General features: G+C 44.5%; 17 protein-coding genes, 1 pseudogene and 1 riboswitch. Of the genes and pseudogenes, 16 read left to right on the top strand and 2 right to left on the bottom strand.

Features of this window, described 5'->3' with window-relative positions:
* Positions 1-95 precede the first annotated feature (95 nt).
* The 10 genes from I4V84_RS14740 (at position 96) to I4V84_RS14695 (ending at position 10,858) form a co-directional block, all read left to right on the top strand.
* Entirely contained in the window at positions 96-548 is a 453-nt protein-coding gene (locus tag I4V84_RS14740; protein WP_118580364.1) for an ACT domain-containing protein, read from the top strand.
* A 7-nt stretch (positions 549-555) separates the two neighbouring features.
* A complete protein-coding gene (locus I4V84_RS14735) occupies positions 556-1,773 on the top strand; it encodes a homoserine dehydrogenase (protein WP_195992729.1) in 1,218 nt (405 codons plus the stop codon).
* Between the two features lie 96 nt (positions 1,774-1,869).
* Positions 1,870-3,078 (top strand): aspartate kinase, encoded by a 1,209-nt coding sequence (locus tag I4V84_RS14730; RefSeq protein ID WP_195992727.1) that lies wholly within the window; start codon positions 1,870-1,872, stop codon positions 3,076-3,078.
* Positions 3,079-3,109: 31 nt separating this feature from the next.
* Positions 3,110-4,321 carry a hypothetical protein gene (locus I4V84_RS14725; protein ID WP_118580370.1) on the top strand — a complete coding sequence of 404 codons (1,212 nt, stop codon included), beginning with the start codon at positions 3,110-3,112 and terminating at the stop codon, positions 4,319-4,321.
* Between the two features lie 49 nt (positions 4,322-4,370).
* Positions 4,371-5,258 (top strand): DegV family protein, encoded by an 888-nt coding sequence (locus I4V84_RS14720; protein ID WP_118580373.1) that lies wholly within the window; start codon positions 4,371-4,373, stop codon positions 5,256-5,258.
* 164 nt (positions 5,259-5,422) lie between these two features.
* The gene (locus I4V84_RS14715; protein WP_195992725.1) at positions 5,423-6,175 is read left to right on the top strand and encodes a DUF975 family protein; all 753 of its coding nucleotides are present in this window, start codon (positions 5,423-5,425) and stop codon (positions 6,173-6,175) included.
* 30 nt (positions 6,176-6,205) lie between these two features.
* Positions 6,206-8,365 carry a Tex family protein gene (locus tag I4V84_RS14710; RefSeq protein ID WP_118580379.1) on the top strand — a complete coding sequence of 720 codons (2,160 nt, stop codon included), beginning with the start codon at positions 6,206-6,208 and terminating at the stop codon, positions 8,363-8,365.
* Between the two features lie 110 nt (positions 8,366-8,475).
* Complete coding sequence (locus I4V84_RS14705; protein ID WP_195992723.1) at positions 8,476-8,739, top strand: DUF1294 domain-containing protein; 264 nt, start codon at positions 8,476-8,478, stop codon at positions 8,737-8,739.
* A 179-nt stretch (positions 8,740-8,918) separates the two neighbouring features.
* Positions 8,919-9,827 (top strand): mechanosensitive ion channel domain-containing protein, encoded by a 909-nt coding sequence (locus tag I4V84_RS14700; RefSeq protein WP_227227632.1) that lies wholly within the window; start codon positions 8,919-8,921, stop codon positions 9,825-9,827.
* Positions 9,828-9,921: 94 nt separating this feature from the next.
* A riboswitch (FMN riboswitch) is annotated at positions 9,922-10,059 on the top strand.
* 163 nt (positions 10,060-10,222) lie between these two features.
* Positions 10,223-10,858, top strand: a complete 636-nt coding sequence (locus tag I4V84_RS14695) for an ECF transporter S component (protein WP_118580386.1) — start codon at positions 10,223-10,225, stop codon at positions 10,856-10,858.
* On the opposite strand, the pseudogene I4V84_RS20805 reads toward I4V84_RS14695, so the two are convergent.
* Positions 10,822-10,974: pseudogene (locus I4V84_RS20805) on the bottom strand (DUF6783 domain-containing protein); the annotation flags it as partial. The gene I4V84_RS14695 and the pseudogene I4V84_RS20805 overlap by 37 nt on opposite strands.
* On the opposite strand from I4V84_RS20805, the gene I4V84_RS20800 reads away from it, so the two are divergent.
* Entirely contained in the window at positions 10,912-11,076 is a 165-nt protein-coding gene (locus I4V84_RS20800; protein ID WP_306797058.1) for a DUF6783 domain-containing protein, read from the top strand. The pseudogene I4V84_RS20805 and the gene I4V84_RS20800 sit on opposite strands and share 63 nt — an antisense overlap.
* A 15-nt stretch (positions 11,077-11,091) precedes the next feature.
* On the top strand, positions 11,092-11,706 hold the full coding sequence (locus I4V84_RS14690) for an NUDIX hydrolase (protein ID WP_118580392.1): 615 nt from the start codon (positions 11,092-11,094) through the stop codon (positions 11,704-11,706).
* A 31-nt stretch (positions 11,707-11,737) separates the two neighbouring features.
* On the opposite strand, the gene I4V84_RS14685 is transcribed toward I4V84_RS14690, so the two are convergent.
* Positions 11,738-12,247 carry a hypothetical protein gene (locus I4V84_RS14685; RefSeq protein WP_148461039.1) on the bottom strand — a complete coding sequence of 170 codons (510 nt, stop codon included), beginning with the start codon at positions 12,245-12,247 and terminating at the stop codon, positions 11,738-11,740.
* Positions 12,248-12,510: 263 nt separating this feature from the next.
* Here I4V84_RS14685 and rsxC point away from each other — a divergent pair, with 263 nt between their 5' ends.
* The 4 genes from rsxC (at position 12,511) to I4V84_RS14665 (ending at position 18,104) form a co-directional block, all read left to right on the top strand.
* A complete protein-coding gene (gene rsxC / locus I4V84_RS14680) occupies positions 12,511-14,475 on the top strand; it encodes an electron transport complex subunit RsxC (RefSeq protein ID WP_195992719.1) in 1,965 nt (654 codons plus the stop codon).
* Between the two features lies 1 nt (position 14,476).
* Positions 14,477-15,097, top strand: coding sequence for a methylenetetrahydrofolate reductase C-terminal domain-containing protein (locus I4V84_RS14675; RefSeq protein WP_195992717.1), 621 nt, complete (start codon positions 14,477-14,479; stop codon positions 15,095-15,097).
* A 41-nt stretch (positions 15,098-15,138) separates the two neighbouring features.
* Complete coding sequence (locus tag I4V84_RS14670) at positions 15,139-16,017, top strand: methylenetetrahydrofolate reductase (RefSeq protein ID WP_118071790.1); 879 nt, start codon at positions 15,139-15,141, stop codon at positions 16,015-16,017.
* A 365-nt stretch (positions 16,018-16,382) separates the two neighbouring features.
* A complete protein-coding gene (locus tag I4V84_RS14665; RefSeq protein WP_195992715.1) occupies positions 16,383-18,104 on the top strand; it encodes an MATE family efflux transporter in 1,722 nt (573 codons plus the stop codon).
* The last annotated feature ends 126 nt before the right edge of the window (positions 18,105-18,230 follow it).

Below are 18,230 nucleotides of genomic sequence, written 5' to 3'. Positions count from 1 at the left end.
TAACAGGGTAAGGCCAGTTTCCGGATTATGTCTGGATACAGCGGCTGTAATGGCAGAGATTTGCAGGGCGCAGTGAAAGTGGAAGGAAATGCAGGATGCCAAAGACAACAGATAAGAATAAATATTTTGTAGTAAAAGAGCGGGCTGTGCCAGAGGTGCTTCTGAATGTAGTTGCAGCGAAGAAGCTTCTGGAATCAAAGCGGGCAGCTACGGTTCAGGAAGCTGCAGACGCTGTGGGAATCAGCCGAAGCTCTTTCTATAAATATAAAGATGATATTTTTCCCTTCCACGAGGAAGCCAAGGGAAAGACCATCACATTTATTATACAGATGGATGATGAGCCGGGAATTTTATCCAATGTTCTTCGGGCTATTGCAGAAAACCATGGCAATATTCTGACCATACATCAGAGTATTCCCATCAGTGGTATTGCCACTCTTACCTTAAGTGTGCAGATCCTTCAGGGAGAAGGGGATGCTGAGGCAATGGTGGATGACATTGAACAGATGGAAGGAATCCATTATTTAAAAATTTTAGGCAGGGAGTAACGGACAGATGATAAATATTGCAGTGTTAGGATATGGCACAGTTGGAAGCGGTGTAGTAGAAGTCATCCGCACCAATCATGAATTGATTAACAAAAGAGCCGGGGAAGAGATTAAGATCAAATATGTACTGGATCTTCGTGAGTTCCCTGGAGATCCGGTAGAAGAGATTCTTGTTCATGACTTTGAGCAGATCGTAAACGATCCGGAAGTTAAAATTGTAGTAGAAGTAATGGGAGGAACCGGTGCTGCCTATACTTTTACAAAAAGAGCACTTGAAGCCGGCAAGAGTGTGTGTACCTCAAATAAAGCTCTGGTTGCCAAATACGGTCCTGAGCTTATGGAAATTGCAAAAGAAAAAAAGATCAACTTCCTTTTCGAGGCAAGCTGCGGCGGTGGAATCCCGATTATTCGTGCCATCAACGGTTCTCTTACCGCAGATGAGATTGATGAGGTCAGCGGAATTCTGAACGGAACTACCAACTATATGCTGGATAAGATGATCACAGAAGGCGCTGATTTCAATACTGTTCTGAAAGAGGCTCAGGAAAAAGGCTACGCAGAGGCTGATCCTACCGCTGACGTGGAAGGACAGGACGCATGCCGTAAGATTGCCATTCTTTCCTCTCTGGCATATGGAAAATTCCTGAATTTTGAAAATGTTTATACAGAAGGAATTACAAAGATCACACCAGAGGATATGGAATACGCAAGAGAAATGGGCAGAAGCATCAAGCTTCTTGGCACAAGCAAGAAATTGGGAGACGATTCCTTCTACGCACTTGTAGCACCTTTCCTTGTAGGACAGGAGAATCCTCTTTATGGCGTAAAGGGAGTGTTCAACAGTATTTTTGTACATGGAAACATGCTTGGCGATGCCATGTTCTATGGAAGCGGAGCCGGCAAGCTTCCTACTGCAAGTGCAGTTGTAGCAGACGTTGTGGAGGCTGCAAAGCATCTTCATGATACGATTCCGAATAACTGGAGCAATGAAGAGATGACCCTGATGGAGCCGGATTCTGTAGAAGGCCGTTTCTTTGTCCGTGTGAAGGATACTTCCCTGGATGAAGTGGATAAGGCTTTTGGTAAGGTTGAGGCTGTGATCGAGCCGGATTCCCTTCCGGAAGAATTTGGTTTTATTACCAGACTTATGACACAGGGCGAGTACAAAGAGCGTGTGAAAGCGCTTGGAGAGAATGTTCTGGGCATGATCCGCGTGAAAGACTGATAACATGAATCCGCAGTTATTCAAGTAATGGGCAGCTGCGCGAAACTGTCTGTATGAGCAGATAAAAATAAAACTGACAGCGTGAAAGGAAAAACTATGCTGATAGTTAAGAAATTCGGCGGTACTTCCGTTGGGGACAAACAGAGAATGTATAATGTTGCCAACCGTTGTATCGAAGAATATAAAAAAGGAAATGACGTGGTGGTGGTTTTGTCCGCCATGGGAAAATATACAGATGAGCTGATCCGTATGGCTCATGATATGGACGACAAGCCTCCGAAGCGTGAGATGGATATGCTCCTTACCATCGGTGAGCAGATGTCCGTATCCCTGATGGCAATGGTAATGCACAAGCTGGGCGTTCCGGCGGTTTCCCTGAATGCCTTTCAGGTGACCATGCATACCACAAGCAGCCATCAGAATGCAAGATTAAAAAGAATCGATACAGAGCGTATTCGCCGGGAGCTGGATGCCCACAGGATCGTAATTGTTACCGGATTCCAGGGCGTAGATAAATACGATGATTACACCACTCTGGGACGAGGCGGTTCTGATACCACTGCCGTGGCACTGGCAGCAGCGCTTCATGCAGATGCCTGCGAGATTTATACAGATGTGGACGGCGTTTACACAGCCGACCCACGTAAGGTTCCAAATGCAAGAAAGCTGAAAGAAATCACATACGATGAGATGCTGGATCTGGCAACATCAGGAGCAGGTGTACTTCACAACCGTTCTGTGGAAATGGCGAAGAAATACGGAGTGCCCCTTGTGGTCCGCTCTAGCCTGAATAACAGTGAAGGAACGGTAGTGAAGGAGGTAGTTAGCGTGGAAAGAATGCTGATCAGCGGTGTTGCGCTGGATACAGACGCTGTGAGAATCGCAGTACTGGGGCTTCGCGATGTGCCTGGTGTTGCATTTAAGGTATTTGATACCCTTGCAAAGAAAAATATTAACGTAGATGTTATCCTGCAGTCTATCGGACGTGCAGGAACAAAGGACATTTCTTTTACAGTAAATAAGGATGATCTGGATGATGCAGTTGCCACTCTGGAGGAGAGCCAGGAGCGCCTTGGCTTCAAGGAGCTTCACTCTGAGCGCAATATCGCCAAGCTTTCCATTGTTGGCTCCGGTATGCTCAGCAATCCTGGCGTGGCTGCCAAGATGTTTGAGAGCCTTTACAATGAAGGGGTAAACATTAATATGATCTCCACATCTGAAATCCGTATTACCGTCCTCATCAATGAAAAAGACGGAATCCGGGCTATGAATGCAGTACACGATGCTTTCGGCCTTGCCGACTGATCGAATATAAATTCTAAGGAGGAATTTCTGTATGAAAAGAAAAGTATTGGGAGTGCTTTTTACAGCAATGTGCCTGTGTGCGGTTCCGTCCGCGGCTTATGCAGAGGCACAGGAAGCCGAAACTACAGAGGCAGCAGGAGAGGCTGCTGATGAGCCTGAGGCTGGTGCAGAAACGGTTACAGAGCTGTCCGACAGCCTGTACGATTTTCAGGTGAAGATCGGGGATAAGGTTTACCAGTTCCCTATGTATTACCAGGATTTTGCAGCAGACTGGACACTTGGCAAGAACGAGGACCCGGAGATGGGCGTTGGAACCAATTCCTATGGTTCCATCAGTTTTTACAAAGGGGACGACCGCGTTTCCGTAGATGTGATCAATCTTGGAATCAACCAGTTGCCATTAAACCAGTGTTTGGTGGCGGGAATTGATATTGATGCAAGCTATGATTTTGATGTGGCGGCTACTCCTGTAGAACTGCCTGGCGGAATCGTAATGGGAAAATCCAATTTTGATGATATCAAAGCTGCTTATGGTGATCCAAGCGATACTTACGAGGGAGACCTGTATACCAAGTATTCCTACTCGAAAGATTATTACGAGGAAGTTCATTTCTATGTATATAAGGATGACAATACTCTGAAGCAGGTAGATATGCGTAACTTCGTAGAGCCAGAAGGATATGACAAGGGAAGTGTAAGCGAGGAAGTTCCGGAAATCGTATCTTCCTATACCGCTCCTACTGAGCTGGGAGATGATCTGCTGGCTCCACAGTTGGAATTCTGCGGAGATCTTTATTCCCTTCCGGCTCCGGTGTCTGCATTCCTTGAGAATGGCTGGGAGCTTCAGAATGTGGAAGATGGCGCTTATGTGGCTGGCCGGGATCTGGAATTTGTAGACATGATGAAGAATAACCAGAGTGTGCATTTCAGTGTTTACAATTTTACCCAGGATGCAACTGCCATCGAGAACTGTTTTGTACGGGAGCTTGAGGTAGGCAATTACGACAGTGATGCTCTTACCCTTACTCTTTCCGGTGGATTTACCCTGGGTGCGAAGAAGGCGGACCTGATCGCAGCTGCAGAGGAAAAAGGCTATTCGTGTGATGAGGACGGAGATTACCTGAATATTTATAAGACTGCAGATACCAAGATTGACAACCGGGCACAGTTCTGGTTTAACAAGGATGAGGATCCGGATACAGTGGCAAGTGTTGCGTACAGAAATGAAATTCTTCCAGAATAAGGGAGAACCCGATCTGGAGGTTTTACAAAATTAGTAACAGGAGGGAAATATGAGCAACTATGTGATCAGCTGTTGTTCCACAGCGGACCTTACGAAAGAACATTTTGAGAAAAGAAATATTTCCTATATCTGCTTTCATTATGAATTAAATGGAAAAGAATATGCAGATGATCTGGGACAGTCCATGCCTTTTGATGTGTTTTATAAAGCCATGCAGGATGGGGCATCTACCAAGACTTCCCAGGTAAACGCAGATGAGTTTGAAGAGTATTTTGAAGGATTTCTGAAACAGGGCAAGGATGTGCTTCACGTCTGCCTTTCTTCCGGGATTTCCGGTGTTATAAATTCAGCCAACGTTGCAAAAGCGGAGCTGGAGGAAAAATACCCGGATCGTAAGATTCTGGTTGTGGATTCTCTGGGCGCGTCTTCAGGATATGGTCTTTTTATGGATAAACTTGCTGACCTCCGGGATGAGGGTAAATCCATCGGGGAAGTTCATGCCTGGGCAGAAGAACACAAGCTGAACCTGCATCACTGGTTCTTTTCCACAGACCTTACGTTCTATATCAGAGGAGGCCGTATTTCCAAGGCCAGCGGCTTTTTCGGCACTATGCTGAATATTTGTCCGCTTCTGAATATGGATGATCAGGGAAAACTGATCCCAAGATTTAAGATCCGTACCAAGAAAAAGGTGATCCGGGCTATTGTAGACAAAATGGAAGAGTACGCCGAGGGCGGACTTGACTATAGTGGGAAATGTTATATTTCCCAGTCCGCATGTATAGAGGATGCCAGGGAAGTGGCAAGGCTGGTGGAAGAGCGTTTCCCGAAATTAAATGGGAAGGTTGAGATCAACAACATCGGAACCACCATCGGGAGTCATACAGGTCCTGGTACGGTAGCGGTGTTTTTCTGGGGAAGTAAGAGGACGGCGTAGTTATAAAAAAATTACAGATGTCAGATGGGAAAATGCTATATTAGGAACAGCTGGCATGGTTTAATGGAGCAAAAGTGAAAACAGCGAAATGGTGCTGCAATATATCTGGCCGGGATGTATCAGAATCCCGGCCTGCTGTTTCACTGCAAAGGAGAATGATGATTATGAAAAAAAGAAGTACGAAGGAAATCAAACTGCAGGCCAAAAAGTCATTGCAGGGACATGTTGGAACTGTGATCCTTGGGCTTCTGGCAGTGTATGGTCTGAATACCTTAGGAACAATCCTTTCTACCAATTTGTTTTCTGGCACATCCGCGCTGGATCTGGTTCTCAGCGAAATATTTATGCTGGTGGTGTCACTGATCGTGGGAATCATTTCTGCTGGTCTGGGGTATATGCTTTTGAATATTTCCCGGGAAAAGGAGTTTTCTCTGGGAGATCTTGGCTACTTTTTCAAAAACCAGCCAGACAGGGTGATCGTTGCAGGCTTTGTGCTTGCGATGATCCAGCTGATCACAGCAATCCCTTACTATTATGTGAGCTTTACCACAGATCCGGGACTGACTGTGGATTCCCAGATCCAGTGGCTTTCCATGACTCTGGGACTGCTGGCTGTAAGTACGCTTTTGAATTTTCTTATTTCCCTTCCATTTGCCATGACCTATTTTCTTATGGCGGATGACACAGAGCTTGGAGGAATCCAGGCACTGAAAGAGAGCGCAAGGCTGATGAAGGGAAATATCTGGAGATATGTGAAGCTGAATCTTAGCTTTATCCCGCTTTTGTTATTATCTGTGTTCACGTTCTATATTGCACTTTTCTGGATCATGCCTTATATGGAAATGTCCATGGTGGCATTTTACCGGGATCTGGATGGAGAACTGGACTACAGACTGCCGGAAGATAGGACTATTTAGAAATACAAGCAACAAGAGGAGATTGAAAAAATGGATATTTTACAGGCAATCACCCAGGAACTGGGGGTGCAGAAATGGCAGGTAGAAGCTGCTGTTAAATTGATCGACGAGGGAAACACTATCCCTTTTATTTCACGATATAGAAAAGAAGCTACCGGAACCTTAAATGACGAGCAGCTTCGTAACCTGAACGAGAGACTGACTTATCTCCGAAATCTGGAAGACAAGAAGAATCAGGTCCTTTCCAGCATTGAGGACCAGGGCAAGCTGACAGAAGAACTGAAGGCACAGATCCTGGCAGCACAGACGCTGGTAGTCGTAGAGGACCTTTACCGCCCGTACCGTCCGAAGAGACGTACCAGGGCAACCATTGCCAAGGAAAAAGGCCTGGAGCCCCTGGCAAATATCATTATGCTCCAGATGACAAACAAGTCTATTGAGGAAGAGGCAGAAGCCTTTGTGTCAGAGGAAAAAGAGGTTGCTTCTGTGGCAGACGCCATTGCTGGTGCGAAGGATATTATTGCAGAGCATATTTCCGACGAGGCAGATTACCGAATCCACATCCGTGACCTTACTGCAAAGAAAGGAACCATCAGTTCTGTGGCAAAGGATCCGGAGACACAGTCTGTTTACGAAATGTATTACGAATTTGAAGAGCCGGTGAAGAAGCTGGCTGGACATCGTGTGCTGGCGTTGAACCGCGGTGAGAAAGAGAAATTCCTTACTATTAAGATAGCAGCACCGGAGGAAGATATTCTCCGCTACCTGGAGAAGCAGGTGATCACCCGTGAAAACCCGTTTACCACACCAATCCTGAAAGAGGTAACAGAGGACAGCTACAAGCGTCTTATTGCGCCGGCAATCGAGCGTGAGATCAGAAGTGACCTGACAGAGAAGGCAGAAGACGGTGCTATCAAAGTCTTTGGCAAGAACCTGGAGCAGCTTCTCATGCAGCCTCCAATCGCCGGACAGACTGTCCTTGGATGGGATCCGGCCTTCCGTACAGGCTGTAAGCTGGCTGTTGTAGATCCTACTGGAAAAGTTCTGGATACCACAGTTGTTTATCCAACTGCTCCTACTAACGAGAAGAAGATTCGCGCTGCGAAGGATACAGTAGAAGCTATGATCAAGAAGTATGGCATTTCCCTGATTTCTGTTGGAAATGGTACTGCTTCCAGAGAGTCTGAGCAGGTTATTGTTGATATGCTGAAGGAGATTCCGGAAGCGAAGGTTCAGTATGTAATTACAAATGAGGCGGGTGCTTCTGTTTACTCTGCAAGCAAGCTTGCTACAGATGAATTTCCCAATTTTGATGTAGGACAGAGAAGTGCCACATCCATTGCAAGACGTGTGCAGGATCCGTTGGCTGAGCTGGTTAAGATCGATCCGAAATCCATTGGTGTAGGGCAGTATCAGCATGATATGAACCAGAAGAAGCTTGGCGAGGCTCTGACAGGTGTGGTTGAGGATTCTGTAAATAAAGTAGGTGTGGATTTAAATACTGCTTCGGCTTCCCTTCTTGAGTATATTTCCGGTGTTTCCAAGGCTATTGCGAAGAACATTGTAGTTTACCGTGAGGAGAATGGCCGTTTCACAAGCCGAAAAGATCTTCTGAAGGTTGCGAAGCTTGGTCCGAAAGCATTCGAGCAGTGTGCTGGTTTCATGCGTATTACAGGCGGCTCCAATCCTCTTGACGCGACAAGCGTTCACCCGGAGAGCTATGAGGCGGCTTCCAGGCTTCTTGAGAAACTGGGATATTCCGCTGAAGATATTGCAGGAGGCAAGCTTGCCGGACTTTCCAGACAGATCAGGGATTACAAGAAGACTGCAGATGAACTGGAAATTGGAGAGATTACTCTTAGGGATATTGTAAAAGAGCTGGAGAAACCGGCACGAGATCCGCGTGATGAGATGCCGAAGCCGATTCTCCGCACAGACGTACTGGATATTAAGGATCTGAAAGAGGGTATGATCCTGAAAGGAACTGTCCGCAACGTAATCGATTTCGGAGCTTTCGTTGATATCGGAGTTCATCAGGACGGACTTGTTCATATTTCCCAGATGAGTGAAAAATTTATCAAACATCCGTTGGAAGCTGTAAGCGTCGGAGATGTTGTGGAGGTTCGTGTTCTCGGTGTGGATGAGAAGAAGAACCGGATCAGCCTTTCTATGAAAGGGTTGAATAAATAAAGAGAAGAGGGAAAACATTATTTCTCTTCTTTTGACATTGCCTTGCAGAAAGCCTTTTTCAAACACGCTTTATAGCGTGCTTGGCAGGGAAATTAGAGAGTTGGATTAAAATGTTAGAAAATATTTTTGTTGTGTATCTGGTTTTAGTTAATATCGCAGCCTTCGGGATGTACGGCATGGACAAGCGGAAAGCCATCAGAAAACAGTGGCGCATCCCAGAGGCTCAGCTTCTTGCGGTGGCTGTCATTGGCGGTTCCGCTGGGGCTCTTCTTGGAATGCAGTTTTTTCATCATAAAACCAGAAAGTGGAAATTTCGCCTGGGTGTGCCGTTAATTCTGGCAGCGCAGTTGATACTGTGGAGAGTTTTGCAGTAGGCGGTGGATAATTTGTTCCCAAAATGAATTTCCGGTGGAAAACAGGGCAGATTGCCCTGTTTTAAATGGGTATTAGTTCCTGCCGCTTTTGCGATTTTGAGCGGAGTGGACGAAATAGTTTTTGGATAATAAGGGACAGAGTTGTTTGTGGGAAAGGACTGAAAAAAGGAGATGGGAATTTGGAAGGACAGGTTATAGAGAATGCAGTTCAGGAGACTGTCCAGGAAACAGTGGATAAAGTAAACTCCAACTGGGATCAGATCAAGGCTTACTTTAACGGTCATATTCCGGATTTGATCAGCTTCGGAATGAAAGTGGTTCTTTCTATTGTAGCGTTTTATGTGGGAACAAAGCTGATCAAGTGGCTTCTGAAGGTTGCGAAGAGTTCCATGGAAAAGGCCGGTATAGACATGGGGGTTGCCCAGTTCATCTGTTCTTTTGGAAAATTTTTGCTGTATCTGATTCTGATTTTTAATATAGCTACTAATTTCGGTGTGAAGGAATCTTCCGTAGCAGCTCTTCTGGGAACTGCCGGCGTTACCATTGGTCTTGCTTTGCAGGGCGGTCTGGAGAATCTGTCTGGCGGTGTTATGCTGCTTTTGTTTAAGCCCTTTCAGGTAGGAGATTATATTATACAGGATCAGGCTGGTGGAACGGAGGGAACCGTATATAAGGTTGAGATGTTCTATACGACCCTGATCACCATTGACAATAAGCACGTAATCATTCCAAATGGAAAATTATCCAACAGCACCATTATCAATGTAACTGCGCAGAATTTGCGTAACCTGGAAATCAAAGTGGAAATTTCCTATGATTCCGATATTAAGAAAGCAAAAAAGCTTTTGCAGCACATTTTACAGGAAGATCCCGGAACCAAATCGGACAAAGACATGCTGGTCTTTGTAGACGAACTTGCTGACAGCGCCGTAGTCATGGGCCTTCGCGTCTGGGTGCCCACCGATAAATATTGGAAGATCAAATGGCGCCTCAATGAGAAAATCAAAGAATCTTTTGATGCCAACGGAATTTCCATTCCGTATCCACAGATGGATGTACATGTTGTGGAGACAAATAAAGACAAATGATAATAGATATATAATAGAAAATATGAAATAGATGTACAAATAGATTTCCTATTGAAATTATCTTATTTCTATTGTATAATCCACCATGAAAAGAAAATTTCTTCGGGGCAGGGTGATCGAAATCCTTGGAAATCGAAATTCCCTACCGGCGGTATAGTCCGCGACCCGCTTTGGCGGCTGATTTGGTGAAATTCCAAAACCGACAGTAAAGTCTGGATGAGAGAAGAACGCGCAGAATATTTAGATCGGTTGATTTTTTTGTACGTGCTCATTGCCCCGGAAGAGATTCCGGGGCTTTTTATGTGGTGATTTTAACGTTACTGTTTACTGGTAACATTTTAATCCCATACTTGCAGAAATTTTCTTTAAATATTATAATTTAAGGAGCAATGAGTATGAGCGAACAAGTAATCAAAAATGGAAACGTAATGGAGCGAAGCCGCACCAGAACCATTGCCCAGGTAGCAATGTTAGGTGCTGTGGCAGGTGTGTTGATGAATTTTGAGGTACCGCTGCCATTTCTGGCACCGTCCTTTTATCAGTTGGATTTCTCTGAGATTCCAGCACTGATCGGTTCTTTTGCAATGGGACCTGTAGCAGGTATACTGATCGAACTGGTGAAGATTCTGGTACATCTGGTAACCAAGGGAACTATGACAGCAGGCGTTGGTGATGTGGCAAACTTCCTCTTTGGCTGTTCTTACGTAGTTCCAGCCGGACTGATTTATCGTTATCAGCATAAGAAGACAAGAACACACGCAGTGGCAGGTATGGCAGCAGGTGTAATTCTTACCACAGTGCTTGCATGCTTTGTAAACGCATTTGTACTTCTTCCGGCATACGGCAAGGCATTTGGAATGCCGGTACAGGCATTTATTGAAATGGGTGCAGCAGTACACAGCGGTGTAACCAACCTTCTTACTTTTGCAATTATGATTCTTGTACCATTCAATTTATTCAAATACACATTAACCTCAGTGATCGTGTTCTTTATTTATAAAAGAATCCGTGTGATTCTTCGCGGTGACTGATTCTCTGTTCCTTGGTGAGATCTAGAGCCTGTTTGAAAAATCATTCCCGCAATCTGCACGCCCCACTTTGCGGTGTATTTTGCCCGAATTCGGTTGCCGTAGCCCGCTACGGCGCCCTTATCCGGACAAAATCTCCCACAAATTGTGACGCACATCTTGCAGAAAGCCTTTTTCAAACACGCTCTAGCGAGACCTCTGACCAGAACAGCAAGAACTGACGAAAAGAGGTTCCTATGGGAAAAATCAACAGCATTACCAAACAGACAGATAATCGTTATGTAAACCTTTATAATGTAAAAGCCACCAGTGTGCACAATACCCCGGTAAACTATTTTGTGTCTTCCCGTGCAAAAGATGTAGACAGCCTGAAAATGGTGACACATAAGAACAATCCGGACGGTGTGATCATTTATAGCATTTATGGCGAAAAACATGACAAAGTGGTGTTGATTCGCCAGTATCGTTATACATTAGGTGATTATATTTATGAATTTCCAGCTGGTCTGGTAGAGCCAGATGAGAATTACCATGAAGGCGCAATTCGTGAAATGTACGAGGAAACCGGACTGAAGCTTGATCCTATTCCGGTAGCAGAAGCTTACCAGAAGCCCTATTTCACTACTGTAGGAATGACAGACGAGTCTTGTGCGACTGTATATGGATATGCCAGCGGCGAAATCAGTTCCAAGGCACAGGAAGATACGGAAGAGATTGAAGTGATTCTGGCGGACCGCGAGGAAGTGAAGCGGATTCTGAAGGAAGAGAATGTAGCAATCATGACGGCATATATGCTGATGCATTTTCTGGAAGATAAGGAACCATTTGGATTTTTGAATAAGATCAGGTAAAACAAAATCCCCGAAATTTTCGGGGATTTTGTTATTCATAGTATTCAATATCCTGACCGGAAGTATCGGATGAGCTGTCTCTATTATCGGAACCGGTACCAGAGCCATCCTCTGTATAATCAAGGTCTCCGCTGTCTTCTGTTCCGTAGTCCTCTGAAGGATCCTCTGTATAATCAGGAATATCGGTATTATCGGTAGTGTCGCTTCCTGAACTGTCTTCGGAATCTTCTGTAGGATAAGTAATCTGACCACTGTCAGAGGAATCCGTATCTGAATTATCATAGCTGCCGTCTACCTGGCTGCTGTCATAAGAAGTATCGTTCTGGCTGCTATCGTAAGAACTGTCATAGTTGCTGTCCTGGCTGTAAATCGGAAATTCAGCCTGTTCAGCCTGTTCAGCTGCAGTTTCCGGTGCTTCTGTCAAAGTGGTCTTGGCTGTGGGAACACGGCTCTCCTTGGGAACCACTACGGAAATTCCAAACATAGCCATACTAAGCAGAACCGCTGTGGATGCGATATGGAATTCATCTTTGTATCTCATAAATATTACACCTCATAAGTATCTTTATTAACGGTTATTCAACAGATATCCCAATTATAACACATCCAGGAATGATTTTGTAAAAAATAAAAACAGTATGGTTAAGAATAGTTACAAAGTCTGGATAAAATAGTCAGTTTATGTTATATTATATAGGAAAAAAACAGTAACTTATTTATCTGCTTTTATAAGTTTTTTGTGGAGGGAACGGATAAGAACAGATAGTATAAGAATATAATTTCTATTATAAGGAAGGTGAGCAATTGGAAAATTATACTAAGTACAAGCTGAAAAGCAGTGATGAGCTTGCATCAGTGCTGAACGGCAAGGACAACCTGTTTGTGATTGCCTGTAATAAGTGCTTTAAGGAATTTGAGACGGTTGAGGAACCGGATTGCGATGAATTCCTGAAGTTTGCAAAGGAGCAGGGAAAGACTGTCACAGGTAGTGCGAAAGTTGATTTCTTATGCAATAAAATGCACACAGAAAGAAAATTGCAGGATCTGCTTCCGGAAGGAACAGAGAATGTGGTAGTAATTTCCTGTGGTCTTGGTATTCAGACTGTTGCGGATCTGGCAGGTAAGCCGGTTGTTGCTGCAAGCAATACCCTTAACTACAGAGGGCATCATGGCATGGCACTTACCAAGAAGAGCTGTGATGCATGTGCACAGTGTTATCTGAATATTACCGGTGGTGTCTGTCCCATCGTTGACTGTTCCAAGAGTCTTGTGAATGGTCAGTGTGGAGGAGCAAAGAATGGAAAGTGCGAAGTAGATCCCAATAAGGACTGCGCATGGGAGAAAATTTACCAGAGACTGGCGAAACAGGGACGTCTGGAAGAATTCCTTAATCAGCCCGTACAGGTTCGTGATTTCTCCAAGGTTAATTTCAAGGTGATCAATGATTATGTGAAATCAATCAGAGAAAACAGACTGGATGGTTATTATGGTGGTGTTCATCCGTCAGAGCGCAAGGAATTCAGTGAGCACATTGCTCTTAAGAAGTTCCCGGATCCGAAGACGGTTGTAATTTCCATGTCTCAGCATCTGGGTGCTCCGGCGAATCCCATCGTTCAGGTTGGTGATACAGTAAAAGTCGGTCAGAAGATCGGCGAAGCTGCCGGATTCATCAGCGCTCCTGTACATTCCAGCGTAAGCGGAACAGTAGTTGCTGTTGAACCTCGTATGCACGGCACAAGAGGCAGTGAAGTGATGGCTGTTGTTATTGAATCGGATGGAAAAAATACTCTGCACGAATCCGTACAGCCACATGGAGACCTTGACAAGCTTACTCCGGATGAAATCATTGATATCATTCGTGAAGCAGGAATCGTTGGTATGGGTGGTGCAGGTTTCCCGACCTGTGTCAAGCTGAAACCGGCGAAACCAGTTGATACCATCCTTCTCAATGGATGCGAATGTGAACCGCTTTTGACAGCCGATCACAGAGTACTTCTTGAGTATGCAGATGATATTATTTTTGGTCTGCGAGCAGTTCTTAAGACAACCGGTGCCCAGAAGGGTATCATTGTTATTGAGGATAACAAGCAGGATGCCATTGAATTAATGCAGGAAAAAGTTGCCAATATCGGAGATATGGAAGTATTTGTTGCCAGAACCAAATACCCACAGGGCGCTGAGAAAACTCTGATCAAGCGTGTTATGGGCAGAATTGTTCCAAGCGGCGGTCTTCCGGCAGATGTTGGTGTTGTAGTAGATAATATCAGTACAGTAAAGGCAATTTCAGACGCAATCCAGACAGGAATGCCTCTGATTGAGCGTGTTGCAACTGTTACAGGTGAGAAGATCAAGAATCCTGGAAACTTTATCATCAAAATTGGTACAAGCGTAAGAGAGCTGATTGACTACTGTGGTGGATTTACAGATGAGGATGTTCTGGTTAAGATGGGCGGACCTATGATGGGATTCCCTCTGAATACACTGGATGTACCTATGATGAAGGGATCCAACGGTATCATTGCAATTGATACAGATGAGACCAAAGAGCAGCCATGTATCAAATGCGGACGCTGTGTAGATGTCTGTCCGATGGAGCTGTCTCCGCTGTACTTTGTAAAATATGCCAAAGACGAGAACTGGCAGGGCATGAAGGACATGAATGTTATGGATTGTGTTGAGTGCAGATGCTGTCAGTATATCTGTTCTTCCAAGATTCCGATCATCGACAGTATTAAAGCCGGAAAAAATGCAGTAAGGGGGATGAAGTGATATGTTGATTACCCAGTTAAAAGCAAAAGAAGCAATCACATCACTGACAGCCGGAAAAAAAGTTTTCATTATTAACTGTCATGGATGTAAAGAGGTTCATTTTCCGGAAAAAGAAGCTGTTGAACTTCAGAAGGAGCTTTCCGCTGAAGGAAATGTGACAGGAATTATGACTACTGATTATATTTGTAATCCGGAAAATATGGAGCTGCGTCTTCAGAAACATATGAGCAAAATTCAGGAAGCAGATATGGTTCTTGTATTTTCCTGTGGTGTTGGTGTGCAGACAATTTCTGAATATCTGGAAGATAAGATGGTCTGTGCTGCCTGTGATACATATCCGGTACCTGGTTTCCAGGGAGTGACACCATTAGAATATAAATGCGATCAGTGCGGTGAGTGTTATCTGAATCTGACAGGTGGAATCTGCCCGATCACAGCATGTTCCAAGAGCCTTGTGAATGGCCAGTGCGGCGGTTCCAAGAATGGAAAATGCGAAGTGGACAGTGAGATGGAGTGTGGATGGGAGCGTATTTACAGACGCCTGAAAGAGATTGGACGCCTTGATGTGCTGAAATGCCCGACACAGATCCACAATTTTGCTACAGATGATGAAGTGAAATAAAAGGTTAATCCTAAATTTTTAATGATTGGAGCAAATATAATATGAAAATGAAAGAATTATTCGATCGTGGTGAATTTGCAGTTTCAGCAGAAGTAGGACCGCCGAAAGGAATCCATGTAGATGAGCTGGTAGAAGAAGCCAAAACATACCTTACAGGTGTTCATGCAGTTAACGTAACAGATAACCAGTCTTCTGTTATGCGTCTTGGATCTCTTGCAATGTGTAAGGTTCTTAAAGATGCAGGCATGAATCCCATTTTCCAGCTTGCATGCCGTGACAGAAACCGTATCGCTCTGGAGTCTGATCTTCTCAGCGCAGCTATGTTTGGTATTGACAATATTCTCTGTCTTACCGGTGATCATACTAAAATGGGCGATCATCCTCAGGCAAAACCGGTATTCGACCTTGATTCCGTATCTCTTCTTCACACAGTGAAGCTTCTGGAGTCTGGCGTAGATCTTGGTGGAAACCAGCTTGTTGGAGAGCCTCCGAAATTCTCCAAGGGTGCTGTTGTTTCTCCATGCAGTGATTCTGTCGATGCACAGCTTGCAAAGATGGAGAGAAAGGTTGCTGCTGGTGCTGATTATTTCCAGACACAGGCTGTATTTGAGCCGGAGAAATTTATCAAATTTATGGAAAAAGCAAAACAGTTCGGAAAACCTGTACAGGTTGGAATTATTATTCCGAAGTCCGCTGGAATGGCGAAATTCATGAATAACAATGTTGCCGGCATTCATGTTCCGGATGAGATGATTGAGGAACTGAAGGCTGACAAAGAAAAGACAAAAGCTGGAATTACCGGTGTTGAGATCGCTGCACGTATTATCAAAGAGTGCAAGCCATACTGCCAGGGTGTTCATATCATGGCACTTGGCTGGGAGTCCAAGATTCCGGATCTGCTGAAATTAGCTGAAATCTAAAAAGTCAAGCGGATATTCGCAACCCCAGCAGGGGACTTACTTTATTCGGTAAAATTACACGGGCCGTCCGAACCATGAATGCAGGAATCTGCGTTTGTGGAGGATGGCTCGTTTTTTTACTTGCTATGAAAGTCCTGGACGGCAACCAAGAATGAGCCATGCTTGCATCAGCGAATTCTTGGGTATCGGACGGGCTAGACCGTATGAGTAAGTAGGGCGATAGCCCGGATTACGAATGCGGTCGGCAGCTGTGGGAGTGCCATAGGCGCGGAACAGCTGACTTTCATATAAAAATAGTATTGTTTTAAACAGAAATGAACGATATAATTTTATTATTGGGAAGTGATGGGCAGGAGGAAAATTATATGGAAACAAACTATGCAAAAAGTGCATACAGAACCTTTTTATTCTGGGGAGTATGTTCTTCTCTTGGGGTTACCGTATCCACCCTTGTGGATGCTACTCTGGTAGGAAATTTTATAGGCAGTACCGGCCTGGCTGTGGCGAACATTGCAACACCGGTATTTCTGCTTTATTTACTTATGGGGATCACCTTAGGAGGCGGTGCAGGCGTCTTAATTGGGAAAAAACTCGGTGAAGCAGATCTAAAAGGTGCAAATCGGATTTTTGGCTCCGTGTTAAGTGCAGGCTTGATAACAGGTGTGCTTTTTGCAGCAGTATCTCTCATATTTCGCAGCGCATTATGCAGTCTGCTTGGTGCCACACCGGAGCTTTTGCCACAGGCCCTGCAGTATCTGACGGTAGTGTTTGCTTTTGCCCCAATTTATGTGGTATATAATATTCTTTCCATAGCAGTGCGGACAGACGGAGCACCAAAGCTGGCTGCCATTTCTTCTGCTGGCGTTATTGTCACCAATTTAAGCCTGGATCTGTTATTTATGAAAGTGCTGAACTGGGGACTTGTTGGGGCTTCGGCGTCTTTATGTATTGCGGAAACAGTAGGAACTCTGATTCTGCTTACTCATTTTTGGAACAAGCAGGCGCTTTTAAGCTTTCATTTTCACATTCCTACAGGAAATGAGATCAAAGAATATGTGGAAAATGGATTTGGCGTAGGCTCTGCATTTATTTTTCAGGCGGTGGTTATGCTGGTGTTTAATACTATGCTGTTAAAGGGAAACTCAGAAAATGGCACTTTTTCTGTGGCTGTATTTGGTGTTATTTATACCATGAGTACCATTCCGGGGGCTATGTTTGACGGTGCCGGAGCTGCTGCTTCTACGGTTATCTCCATTTTAGGCGGAGAGAAGGACTGGAAAGGAATGATGGCGGTGTATCACGATGGACTGCGGATTGTTGCAGCAGCAGGAATGATTATGGCATTGTTTTTTGCAGCCGGGGCAAAAAACATACTGATATTCTTCGGTCTGAATGATGGTCCGGCACTGGAAACAGCAGCGACCGCATTTCGTATTTATGCATTAAGCGTGGCTCTGGCAGGAGTGAATGTGGTAACCACGTCCTTCTGGCAAACAATAGGAAAGACAAGATATGCTTCCGGGTTATCTGTTTTACGTAACTTCATTCTCATGCTGGTGGCCGGATTTTTACTGATTGAGAAAAAGGGAATCGTAGGGCTTGCGCTTGTGTATGTAATAAGTGAGGGAGTTTGCCTGCTGCTGGTTTTTGCAATACAGATATTTGGAAAAATAAAAGATTACATAAAAGAAAAATACAGTTTTACCAACCGGGTTTTTGAGGAATATTATCCCATCGAGGAAGGCAGTATGGAAAAAATGTCCCAGAATCTGGAAGGGTTGTGCGATGAATGGGAACTTGATTTTAAACAGTCCTTCTTTATCCATCTGATCGTGGAGGAGCTGCTTCTGAATATTATGAAATTTGGTATCGGCGAAACAGATAAGAAATATTATGTATCCGTAAAAGTAATGGACAACAACGGTGAATGCATCCTGCGGATCCGGGATAATGTCAATTCCTACAATCCCTTCGACCTTCGCGGTGACGAGGTTGACCGTGCTGTAATGGAAATGATCAAGAAAAAGGCGAAGTATTATGAGTATCAGAGAAAGCTGGTGTTCAATTATCTTTATGTGACGATCTAACTTGTTTTACATATGGCAACATGCTAAACTGAGTTTAAATAAATTACCAGATGGAGGTGACCACTCATGAGCCAGACTGTGTCTCTGGGAGAATAAGGATTCTGTTACCTTGATCACACGTTCCCG

The organism is Ruminococcus sp. 1001713B170207_170306_F1 (assembly GCF_015668065.1).
GTDB lineage: Bacteria > Bacillota > Clostridia > Lachnospirales > Lachnospiraceae > Blautia_A > Blautia_A faecis.
This window is presented reverse-complemented; position numbering and strand designations above follow the sequence as displayed.